The 392-nt window shown below is 53.6% G+C and carries 1 protein-coding gene; it reads left to right on the top strand.

Features of this window, described 5'->3' with window-relative positions; translation table 11 throughout:
• Nucleotides 1-392: aminotransferase class I/II-fold pyridoxal phosphate-dependent enzyme (locus C5J26_RS32450; protein ID WP_172746242.1), on the top strand; the 392-nt coding region annotated here is incomplete at both ends.

The following is a 392-nucleotide window of genomic DNA, read 5'->3' as shown; positions in this document are numbered from 1 at the left end:
GCCCTGATAACACCAGCACACCAAAGTCCGCTGGGTGTGGCGCTCTCTTTAGCGCGCAGGCATCAGATACCGGAATGGGCAGATCGTAGTCAGGCATGGATTATTGAAGATGATTATGACAGTGAGTTTCGCTATCACGGTAAGCCGTTACCGGCGTTGAAAAGTCTCGACGCACCGCAGCGGGTAATTTATGCCGGAACATTCAGCAAAGCGCTATTTCCTGCATTGCGCTGTGCGTGGCTGGTGGTGCCGGTGAAGCAAATTGCACAATTCCGCCACCAGGCGTCACTGGCTCCATGTGCGGTACCTGTTCTATGGCAGAACACACTGGCAGACTTTCTTCGCGAGGGGCATTTCTGGCGGCATCTGAAGAAAATGCGTCAGCATTATGC

The sequence above is a fragment of the Neorhizobium sp. T7_12 genome (genome assembly GCF_002968535.1).
GTDB classification, from domain to species: domain Bacteria; phylum Pseudomonadota; class Alphaproteobacteria; order Rhizobiales; family Rhizobiaceae; genus Neorhizobium; species Neorhizobium tomejilense.
This window is presented reverse-complemented; position numbering and strand designations above follow the sequence as displayed.